11 protein-coding genes are annotated in these 8,551 nt (G+C 72.2%); 8 read left to right on the top strand and 3 right to left on the bottom strand.

Going from position 1 to position 8,551, the window contains the following annotated elements; all coding sequences use genetic code 11:
• Window positions 1-249 precede the first annotated feature (249 nt).
• The 3 genes from GWK25_RS44345 (at window position 250) to GWK25_RS27525 (ending at window position 1,902) form a co-directional block, all read left to right on the top strand.
• The gene (locus tag GWK25_RS44345; protein WP_286014553.1) at window positions 250-378 is read left to right on the top strand and encodes a hypothetical protein; all 129 of its coding nucleotides are present in this window, start codon (window positions 250-252) and stop codon (window positions 376-378) included.
• Between the two features lie 16 nt (window positions 379-394).
• The gene (locus GWK25_RS27520; protein ID WP_215453971.1) at window positions 395-1,159 is read left to right on the top strand and encodes a DUF4239 domain-containing protein; all 765 of its coding nucleotides are present in this window, start codon (window positions 395-397) and stop codon (window positions 1,157-1,159) included.
• 224 nt (window positions 1,160-1,383) lie between these two features.
• Window positions 1,384-1,902 (top strand): hypothetical protein, encoded by a 519-nt coding sequence (locus GWK25_RS27525; protein WP_215453972.1) that lies wholly within the window; start codon window positions 1,384-1,386, stop codon window positions 1,900-1,902.
• Between the two features lie 110 nt (window positions 1,903-2,012).
• Here the strand turns inward: GWK25_RS27525 and GWK25_RS27530 are convergent, their stop codons facing one another.
• On the bottom strand, window positions 2,013-2,510 hold the full coding sequence (locus GWK25_RS27530) for a hypothetical protein (RefSeq protein ID WP_215453973.1): 498 nt from the start codon (window positions 2,508-2,510) through the stop codon (window positions 2,013-2,015).
• 345 nt (window positions 2,511-2,855) lie between these two features.
• On the opposite strand from GWK25_RS27530, the gene GWK25_RS27535 reads away from it, so the two are divergent.
• Window positions 2,856-3,527 (top strand): class F sortase, encoded by a 672-nt coding sequence (locus GWK25_RS27535; protein ID WP_215453974.1) that lies wholly within the window; start codon window positions 2,856-2,858, stop codon window positions 3,525-3,527.
• Window positions 3,528-3,584: 57 nt separating this feature from the next.
• Here GWK25_RS27535 and GWK25_RS27540 read toward each other — a convergent pair whose 3' ends face one another.
• Complete coding sequence (locus GWK25_RS27540) at window positions 3,585-4,457, bottom strand: polysaccharide deacetylase family protein (protein WP_215453976.1); 873 nt, start codon at window positions 4,455-4,457, stop codon at window positions 3,585-3,587.
• A gap of 146 nt (window positions 4,458-4,603) precedes the next feature.
• Between GWK25_RS27540 and GWK25_RS27545 the strand changes: the two genes are divergently transcribed.
• The 4 genes from GWK25_RS27545 to GWK25_RS27560 all read left to right on the top strand — a co-directional run bounded on the left by GWK25_RS27545 (window position 4,604) and on the right by GWK25_RS27560 (window position 7,320).
• Window positions 4,604-5,065, top strand: a complete 462-nt coding sequence (locus GWK25_RS27545; protein WP_215453978.1) for a universal stress protein — start codon at window positions 4,604-4,606, stop codon at window positions 5,063-5,065.
• 174 nt (window positions 5,066-5,239) lie between these two features.
• The gene (locus tag GWK25_RS27550; RefSeq protein WP_184902325.1) at window positions 5,240-5,785 is read left to right on the top strand and encodes a sigma-70 family RNA polymerase sigma factor; all 546 of its coding nucleotides are present in this window, start codon (window positions 5,240-5,242) and stop codon (window positions 5,783-5,785) included.
• 155 nt (window positions 5,786-5,940) lie between these two features.
• Complete coding sequence (locus tag GWK25_RS27555; protein WP_215453980.1) at window positions 5,941-6,456, top strand: hypothetical protein; 516 nt, start codon at window positions 5,941-5,943, stop codon at window positions 6,454-6,456.
• Between the two features lie 204 nt (window positions 6,457-6,660).
• Window positions 6,661-7,320 carry a hypothetical protein gene (locus GWK25_RS27560; protein WP_215453981.1) on the top strand — a complete coding sequence of 220 codons (660 nt, stop codon included), beginning with the start codon at window positions 6,661-6,663 and terminating at the stop codon, window positions 7,318-7,320.
• Window positions 7,321-7,402: 82 nt separating this feature from the next.
• Here GWK25_RS27560 and GWK25_RS27565 read toward each other — a convergent pair whose 3' ends face one another.
• Window positions 7,403-8,272 carry an Fpg/Nei family DNA glycosylase gene (locus GWK25_RS27565; protein ID WP_215453982.1) on the bottom strand — a complete coding sequence of 290 codons (870 nt, stop codon included), beginning with the start codon at window positions 8,270-8,272 and terminating at the stop codon, window positions 7,403-7,405.
• Window positions 8,273-8,551: the final 279 nt, after the last annotated feature.

The raw sequence follows: 8,551 nt of genomic DNA on the forward strand, positions 1-8,551 counted from the left end.
CCGGAGCCGACGCCCACTCCGACGCCTCCGCCGCGGCCGAAGCCGCCCACCCCCACCCCGGAGCCCGTTCCGGACCCCCCGCCCGCCCCGAAACCGACACCGCCCCCGCCTCCGAGGCCCGCACCGCCACCCCCGCCGCCACCGCCGCCCGTCCGGGAGGCGCCCCGGCCGGTCCCCGCCCCCACTCCCCCGCCGAAGCCGAAGCCGAAACCCACGCCGAGCCCCCGCCCGAAGGTGTCGCCGACCCCGGTGAGCTACCCGCCGTACCGGGCCCCGTCCCACGCGCGCGCCAAGCCCTCCGGCCCTTCGCTCGTCTCACTCGCCCTGCTCGTCACGGTGCCCGCGGTGTTCGCCGCCGCCGCCCTGCGTCCGCGCTGATTCCTGGAGGAACCTCTTGTCGGAATGGCTTGTTCTCACCCTCGCGATGGGGGCGGCCTGTCTGGTCGTCCTCATCGTGGCCGTAGTACGGCATCACGCCGCACCCGCGGACGAGGACCCGTCCGAGACCCCGGACGTCATCGAGTACATCACCATGATGATCGGCGTGGTGTACGCCATCGTGCTGGGCCTGGCGATCGCCGGTGTCTGGGAGGCCCGCAGCGCCGCGCAGGACCAGGTCCAGACGGAGGCGCAGGCCCTGCACGAGATCAGTGAGCGGGTGCGGGTGTACCCGGCGGACGTGCGCGACCGGATCCGCGCGGACATCGACGCCTACGTCGACCACGTGGTGACCACGGAGTGGAAGGTCATGGCCGAGAAGGGCGAGGTGACCGAGCGCGGTACCGAGTTGTTCGACACCGTGCGCCACGAGGTCACCGACTACGAGCCCCGCAGCGACTTCGAGGCACAGGCCTACCAGCCCCTGTTGGACCAGGTCGCCACGGCCGACGCCGCGCGCGGCAGCCGCGCGGACTCCACCGGCGAGACGATGCCGGGCGTGGTGTGGTTCGGCCTGATCATCGGCGCCGTCGTGACGGTCGGCATGGTGTTCGCCCTGCAGATCCGGCGCACGGCGCGCGAACTGATCCTCGCCGGGCTGTTCTCCGCCCTCATCGCGTTCCTGCTGTTCCTGGTCTGGGACTTCGACGCGCCCTACAGCCGGGGGCTGTCGGCCACGGCGGACCCGTTCCTGGCCCTGTTCCCCAACGCGGGCGGGTGACGGTCCCTCAGTCCGGTCCACGGCCGGGGGACGGGCGCCGCGCCGCGCCCGTCCCCCGGCCGTACGCGTGCGGGTCCCCCGTGCGGAGCACACGCTTGCCCCGTTCGCGCGACTGCGATCGCGCCACCGGGCGCGCCTTCTTAGCGTTTCGGTCATCGAGGTGCATTCCAGGCGCAGGCGGAAACGGTCCGCAGCAGGCTCCTCGGGGACCCGGAGGCTCCACCATGCGCGCGATACGCGTCGCTTCGGCCACTCTGCTGGGCGTGACCGCCCTCTCCCTCTCCGCTCCCGCCGCGCACGCGGCACGGGTCAGTGACCTCACGTCGTTCGGCTTCGGCGTGACGCCCTCGGCCGTCGTCCCCGGTGGGCGGGTGATCCTGAGCGTGGACGGCTGCCGCCACCGGACGACCGTCTCCTCGGGCGTCTTCGACGCCGTCATGATCCCCAGGGGCCATTCCTCGGCGACGGCGACCGTGGACCGGGACGCCCGGCCCGGGACCGTGTACCAGGTGACGTTCCAGTGCGGCGACGAGATCGGCCGGACGGATCTCACCATCGTCGGCGACCGGCCGACCCACCACCCCACGCACCACCCCACCCGGGGTTCCCACGCCGGGGCCGGCGGCACCGTCGCGGGGTTCGACCTCTCGGAGATCGGTCTCGGTGCCGCGCTCGTGGCGGGGTCCATGGGAGCGGCCTGGCACTGGTCGCGCCGTCGCCCCGAGGGCGGCGGTCACTCCTGACCGGCGCTCGGTGCGGCACACCCGACAGCCCTTCACCCCGGACCGTTACGGGTTCCGGGGCGTAGGGCTGTGCGGCGGGGCCTGTCGTTCGGCTCAGGCCTTGTTCTCGCTCAGGCCTTGTTCTCGGAGCGGCGCCGCATCCAGAAGACGCCCCCGCCGACGACGGCCGCCGTCACCAGTGCGCCGCCGATCGCCATGTCGGTGGTCGTGGCCCCGGTGGAGCTGCCACCGCCGAGCCCGCCGCGGACACCGCCGATGACGGTGAACACGCCGGTGAACGTCTTGCGCTCACCCTCGCAGTGGGTGGTGACGCTGTACGAGCCGGGACTGGCGTCGGAGTTGACCCGCACCGTGGCCGTGGCCGTGGCGGTCGTACCTCCCATGGAGGCGAGGTTGGTGGTCGGAAAGGCGTTCGAGCTGATCGTGCTGCCGGCGGTCGCGCACGCGTCACCGCCCTTGACGGTGAGGACGAGCTGCCCGCCGCGGGCGATGACATTGGGGGCGGCCGTGACCGAGCTCGGTTGGTCCCAGGCGGCGGCCGTCGGCGCGGCGACACCGACCAGGGCGGCCGCGGCGGCCGAGGCCGCCAGGACACGAGTAGTACGCATGTGATCCTCCGCGGAAGACGCCCCGGGTCCCGTCCCCGGTCGATCGGCGAGAAAGCGCCTCCCGGATAGACCCTCAGTTGCCGTGCGCGGGGCCGCATTTCGGGGCTGGTCCGTCCTGGTGAGTCCCGGCGAGGGGACACGCCGGGCATATCTCCGGACGATCGGATATCGCCGCAGGTCACGGACCGTCAGAAAGTTCCTCCCTACCGCGCACTCGGATGGCGCAGGGCTCCGCCGTCCCGCCACCCGTTCGTACCCGCCCCCGTCGCCGTCGCGTTGCGGCGCGCTTAGCGTTTTCGTACGCGCGACGCACACGGCGACGGCCGTGTCGAGAGGGGATGGCGAATGTCTTCGTCGGCACCGGCCGAGGCCGAGTGGGAGGAGCGGCGGAAGAAGCGTGCTCCGTGGGGCGTGATAGCGCTTGTCCTGCTGACCGGTCTCGCGCTCATTCGCAATGGCTCGGGCGAGTTCGACGTGGGTCCGCCGCAGCCGGCGTCGGCGGCGGCCGCCGACAGCGGCGGCACTCCGCACGGCACCTTCGCGCACGCCCCGCAACCGCTACCGTACGCCATGGTCGACCGGGTGCGGATCCCGTCGATCCGGGTCGACGCGCCGGCGGTGGCCGTCGGGCTGGACGCACAGGGCTGGGTGGACGCGCCCCCGGCCCGGGACCCGAACCTCGCGGGCTGGTTCACCGGCGCGGTCTCCCCCGGGGAGAAGGGCACGGCCGTCGTCGTCGGCCATGTCGACAACGATCAGGGACCCGCCGTGTTCTACGGGCTCGGCGCCCTGAAGAAGGGCGCCAAGGTGGAGATCCGGCGCGCGGACAGCAGGATCGCCGTGTTCGAGACCTACGGCGTCGAGGTCTTCGCGAAGAACAACTTCCCCGGTGACCGGGTCTACGGGAACAGCGGAATTCCCGAACTGCGGGTCATCACCTGCGGGGGCGGCTTCTCCAAGCAGAACGGTTACGACGGGAACGTCGTCGTGTTCGCCCGCCTGGTCGAGGTGCGCTGAGCGCACCCGGCCGGCGGGCGAACGCCCACGAACGTCATCGGGGCCCGGAGCGGGGCCTCATACGTACTGCCGCTGCGGCACGGTGATGCGGTAACCGGAGTCCAGCAGCTCGGGCAGATAGTCGCGCAGGGCCGCCACGCTCTGCGAGCGGTCTCCGCCCGCGTCGTGGGAGAGCACGACGACCCCGGGGGCCGCGCCGTCCGCCACGCGCTCGGCGATGGTGTGCGCGCCCGGCCTGCGCCAGTCCAGGGTGTCCACGGTCCAGCCGAGCGGCTCCATGCCGAGCTCCGCGCCGAACCGGAACGCGGCCCGGTTCCAGGCGCCGTAGGGGGCACGGAACCACAGCGGCGATTCGCCGTACGCCTTCTCGATGATCTCGCTGGTGCGGGCCATCTCCGTGTGGACCCTGGAGCGGGAGAGGGTGGTGAGCAGCGGGTGGGACCAGGTGTGGTTGCCGACCACATGGCCGTCGTCGGCCATCTCGCGCAGCAGGTCCTGGTGCTGGACCGCCATCTCCCCGCACACGAAGAACATCGCCCGGACGTCGTGCCGGCGCAGGATGCGCAGGATGTCCGGGGTGAAGCGGGGGTCGGGGCCGTCGTCGAAGGTCAGCACCATGTTCCGGCCGCGTCCGTCCACCCGCAGGTACGGTTCGCGCCGTACGCCGGCCCGGACGAGGGTGCGGCGGCGGGTGCGCGGGCCGTACCCGGCGATGGGCTCCAGACGGTACGCGGAGGGTTCGAGCGCGGGTCGGCCCGGCGGACCGGCGGCCGGGCCGGGGGCTCCGGCCGGTGCCGGGGCGGGGCCCCCGTCGCCGACGAGCAGGGCGGCGGTGCCCGCCGTGCCGACGGCGCCCAGCAGGGCGGCCGTTCCGGTCAGCAGGTGGCGGGTGAACAGGCGGCGACCGGTGGGCATCTGATCCTTCGTCATGACTCATCAGTCGACCAAGGCGAGGACGGCGCACCACCACGACACCGGGGTGGCGGCATGGAATCACACGATGGGAGCAGTTCTCCGCGTCCCTGGGACCGCCCGGCGCACGCCAGGAGGCCAGATGCTCGGATAGCCTCGCAAGCGTGACCGATCAGCAAGCACACCGGTTCGAACGCGGCACCGACGGTCCCAAGGTCGTCCTCGTCGGACTGGACGGTTCCGACACGTCCCTGCGCGCGGTGTCCTACGCCGCCGGTCTCGCCCGCCGCCAGCACGCGCTGCTCGCCATCGTGTACGTGCAGCCGCCGCTGGCGACGAGCGCGGCGCTCGGGATGCCGGTGGCGGGGACGACCGAGGAGATCGCCGAGCAGCTGGTGGCGGAGATCCGGGAGGCCGCCGAGCAGGTGAAGGGCGTTTTCGAGGTGCGCTGGGAGTTCCACACCTTCCGCGGCGACCCGTACAGCGGTCTGGTGACGGCGGCGGACCGGCTCAAGGCGGACGCGGTCGTGGTGGGCGCCTCCCAGCAGGCCGGCCACCGCATCGTCGGCTCGGTCGCCCTGCGCCTGGTGAAGGCGGGCCGCTGGCCGGTGACGGTGGTGCCGTAGGGCCGGATGGTGGTGGCACCGTTGACCGGTGGCGGTGGCGCAGTAGCTTCGCCCGTGGTGGTGGTCCGGGTCCGCCGACCGTTCGTCGCACCGTTCGTCGACAGGTTCGACCGCCCGCCGCACATCCGTGACCGGCCTCTGTCCCCACGAAGCGGCCCGCGTTCCCATACGGCCATGACGGCCGGAACCACGATCACCAACGGGACGACCGCCGAACACGAGCTGGCCGAGCTCCAGCGCGAACACGGCCGACCCCTCTTCGCCCTGCTGCTGCGGCTCTCCGACGGGGACCGCCATCGCGCCGAGGACCTGGTGCAGGAGACCTTCGTGCGCGCCTGGCAACACCCCGAGGCGCTGCGCGCCGACGACTTCGACTCCGTACGCCCCTGGCTGCTCACCGTCGGGCGGCGGCTCGCCATAGACGCGCGGCGGGCCCGGCAGGCGCGCCCCGCGGAGGTGGGGGACGCGGTGCTGGAGAACGCCCGAGTGATGACCGATCACGCCGATCGGTCGGTGGCGACCCTCGATGTACGGGAAGCTGTGAAGACACTCACTCCCGAGCACCGCGAAGTACTGGTGCAGGTGTACTTCCAGGGGGCGAGTGTGGCGGAAGCCGCCGAAGCCCTCGGGATCCCGCCCGGTACGGTGAAGTCTCGCGCGTACTACGCACTGCGCGCCCTACGCCGGGTGCTTCCGGGATACGCGGCCGACCTGCGGTGAAACCCATGGCCGAGTCAAACCTCCGTAAAGCGCCTTGCTGAGGACCCCTGTTGAGCAATCAGCTGTCTTCTATCCGTGTTCCGGATGGGGGCCGGGGCCTGGTCTCCAGGCCCGGGGTCGGGCGACGCGCACGCACCGGAGGAAGGCAGGAAGGGATGCTGCACAGAGGGCAGGAGAGCACGGACGGCGCCGGCGGCGGCGAACTGGCCGTACCGATGGCGTGGTTCTACGCCGAGTACATCGCGGAGGAGCTGCTGCGGACGGGCGACCTGATGCCGCCGACGTCCTTCGAGTTCCGTGCGGGGCGGGACGCCCTGGCGCTGACGATCTTCCTCTCGGACGCGGGCGGTGAGCTCTCCGGCATCCGGGTCGTCACCCAGCTGGAGACCTGGCTGTCGCTGACGGCGTACGACCAGCCGTGGCAGGACTGGGTGTGCGAGCGCCTGGCGGACTTCACCGCCGAGGCGCTGGAGTCGGGCGGTCCGTCCCCGGATCTGGAGCTGGCGGCCGCCGCATGGCGCTGGCTGGAGGAGACCGAGCTGCTCGCGCCCGACCTGGACGCGGTGCCGGGCGGCGGCGCGGTGCTGGGAGAGGACGACGGCCCGAAGGTCTGGACGCCGGCCTGGCGGCTCGGTCTGCCGCTGGGGCACCTGGCGATCCACCTCTTCTAGCCGGCAGACACCGGGGCCGGGTGTCGGCCGCCACCTGTCCCGGCCCTGCCCGACGAACTTTTTCCGTCCGGGACCAATCCGCCCGACGGAGGGCTCCGAATCTTTTGGTTGGCATTGTCGTGAGGCTTGAGTGATTCGCCGGTCTGGTCCGTACCGGTGGGGGCAGGAAGCAACCCCCACCGCACACCGGCCCGAGGAATCGCCATGTGGTCCCAGGATCGTCATCACGACGTCGGCGCGTATGCGCTGGGCGTGCTGGACGAGGTGGATTCGTTCCACTTCGAGGACCACGTCCGCGGCTGCCCGCAGTGCGCGCTACAGGTCACCGAGTTCCGTCCCGCCGCCCGACAGCTGATGCTGTACCGCAACGCGACCCCGCGCTCCGTGCACCCGTTCGCGGCGCCCGGCCCCCGGATGCTGGGACGGCTGCTCGACGAGGTGTCCGCCCGCCACCGGGCGAAGCGCCGTCGCTGGCTGTTCGCCCTCGCGGCCTCCGTGGTCATCGCCGTCGGCGGCCCCGCCGTGGCCGTTCTCGCAGGTCCGGGCGAGGCTCCGGACACCGTCGCCGCCACCGACGCCAAGACGGGCGTCTGGGCCGAGGTCAAGGCCGAGGAGCGGCTGTGGGGCAGTGACATCGAGCTGAAGGTCAAGGAGGCCGAGGGCGTCCACGCCTGCCGGCTCGTGGTGATCGGCAAGGACGGCTCCGAGGAGACGGCCGCGAACTGGAAGTCCCCCGAGGGCGCCGACAAGGCCTCCGAGATGGTGGGGGGAACCGCCATGCAGCGCGAGGACATCAGCCGCTTCGAGGTGCGCAGCCAGGACGGCGAACTCCTGGTGACCATCGAGGCCCCGGCCTGGCGCTGAACCGGGCACATTGGTCCGTACCTTCAATGGTTGCGGATCATGACCGCCGCCCGTTCCGGACTGTTCGAGCGGTCGATCAGGACTACTTGAGCAACCGCGACAACCGTCGGTCGGCAAGGGGTCTGCCTCCCGTCTGACAGGTCGGGCAGTACTGCAGCGAGGAGTCGCTGAAGGAGACCTCCCGGACCGTGTCACCGCACACCGGGCAGGGCTCCCCCGCTCGGCCGTGGACCCGGAGCCCGCTCTTCTTCTCCGCCTTCAGCCTCCCGGCCGCCAGCCCCCGGGAGCGCTCGACGGCCTCGGTGAGCGTGGTGCGCAGCGCCTCGTGGAGGTGCCGGACCTCCTCCGGCCTGAGCGACGAGGCCAGTTTGAAGGGCGACATCTTCGCGGCGTGCAGGATCTCGTCGCTGTACGCGTTCCCGATGCCCGCGATCAGGCTCTGGTCCCGCAGGGCGCCCTTGATCTGCCGCCGCTCCCCCGCGAGCAGTCCGGCGAAGCGGGTCACGTCGAAGTCGTCGGCGAGCGGGTCCGGGCCGAGCCGGGCGATGCCCGCCACCTCCGCCGGGTCCCGTACCAGGTGGACCGCGAGCCGCTTCTGCGTCCCGGCCTCGGTGAGGTCGAAGCCCTCGCCGGTCTCCAGGGCGACCCGCATCGCGAGCGGGCTCCTGCCGCCGGGTCTGGGCGGTCCGTCCGGCAGCCGGTCCTTCCACTGGAGCCAGCCGGCCCGCGCCAGATGCGTGACGAGGTGCAGCTCGCCGCCGTCCGCCGCGAGGTCGAGGAACTTCCCGTGGCGGCGTACGTCGGTGACCTCCCGTCCCTCGAAGGCGCTCAGGGGCGGGTCGTACGTCTTCAGGACGCTGATGGCCACGGGCAGCACGCGGACGACCTCATGACCGACGACCTTGCCGACCAGGAAGTCCCGGAGAGCCTCCACCTCGGGCAATTCGGGCATACGTCCAGAGTGCCATGCGGCTCCGCCGGGTGCGCCGAGGGTCCACCGCCGCGTCGCCGGGTGCGCGTGGGTGGGGGCTGGTCGCGCAGTTCCCCGCGCCCCTGAAAAGCAGGGGCTGCGCCCCGTGCTTTTCAGGCCCGCAGGGCCGTGGTCTTCCAGGCCCGCAGGGCCTGGTCATTTGGGGGCGCGGGTAACTGCGCGAGAAGCCCCGCCGGAGCCGCGGCCGCCGACGCACGCGCACCCCCGAACTATGACGCGCCCGGCAGCATGAACTCGCAC

This window comes from Streptomyces sp. ATCC 21386, from assembly GCF_018728545.1.
GTDB lineage: Bacteria > Actinomycetota > Actinomycetes > Streptomycetales > Streptomycetaceae > Streptomyces.

Coding starts and splice junctions, on each gene's coding strand:
- GWK25_RS27555 (WP_215453980.1), top strand. CDS start 5,941: ATGCTGCACAGAGGGCAGGAGAGCACGGACGGCGCCGGCGGCGGCGAA.
- GWK25_RS27530 (WP_215453973.1), bottom strand. CDS start 2,510: ATGCGTACTACTCGTGTCCTGGCGGCCTCGGCCGCCGCGGCCGCCCTG.
- GWK25_RS27560 (WP_215453981.1), top strand. CDS start 6,661: ATGTGGTCCCAGGATCGTCATCACGACGTCGGCGCGTATGCGCTGGGC.
- GWK25_RS27565 (WP_215453982.1), bottom strand. CDS start 8,272: ATGCCCGAATTGCCCGAGGTGGAGGCTCTCCGGGACTTCCTGGTCGGC.
- GWK25_RS27550 (WP_184902325.1), top strand. CDS start 5,240: ATGACGGCCGGAACCACGATCACCAACGGGACGACCGCCGAACACGAG.
- GWK25_RS27525 (WP_215453972.1), top strand. CDS start 1,384: ATGCGCGCGATACGCGTCGCTTCGGCCACTCTGCTGGGCGTGACCGCC.
- GWK25_RS27540 (WP_215453976.1), bottom strand. CDS start 4,457: ATGACGAAGGATCAGATGCCCACCGGTCGCCGCCTGTTCACCCGCCAC.
- GWK25_RS27535 (WP_215453974.1), top strand. CDS start 2,856: ATGTCTTCGTCGGCACCGGCCGAGGCCGAGTGGGAGGAGCGGCGGAAG.